General features: G+C 69.7%; 1 protein-coding gene. It reads right to left on the bottom strand.

What is annotated here, in order from left to right; genetic code table 11:
- Positions 1–221: KR domain-containing protein (locus ACLF6P_RS30145; protein WP_415954612.1), on the bottom strand; the 221-nt coding region annotated here is incomplete at both ends.

Here is a 221-nt window from a genome sequence, read left to right as displayed (position 1 = left end):
GCGCGGTCATGGCGCTGCGTTCTTCCCACATGCCCCAGGCGACGGCCTGTCCGGGCAGGCCGAGCGCCTGCCGGTGACGCGCCAGCTCGTCCAGGAAGACATTGGCTGCCGCGTAGTTCCCCTGGCCGGGACCGCCGAAGGTCCCCGCGCCACCGGAGAAGAGAACGAATTCGGTGAGTTCGTGGTGGTGGCGGGTGAGTTCGTGGAGGTTCCAGGCGGCG

Origin of the sequence: Streptomyces lothianensis (assembly GCF_047779955.1) — a bacterium.
Taxonomy (GTDB): Bacteria; Actinomycetota; Actinomycetes; order Streptomycetales; family Streptomycetaceae; genus Streptomyces.
This window is presented reverse-complemented; position numbering and strand designations above follow the sequence as displayed.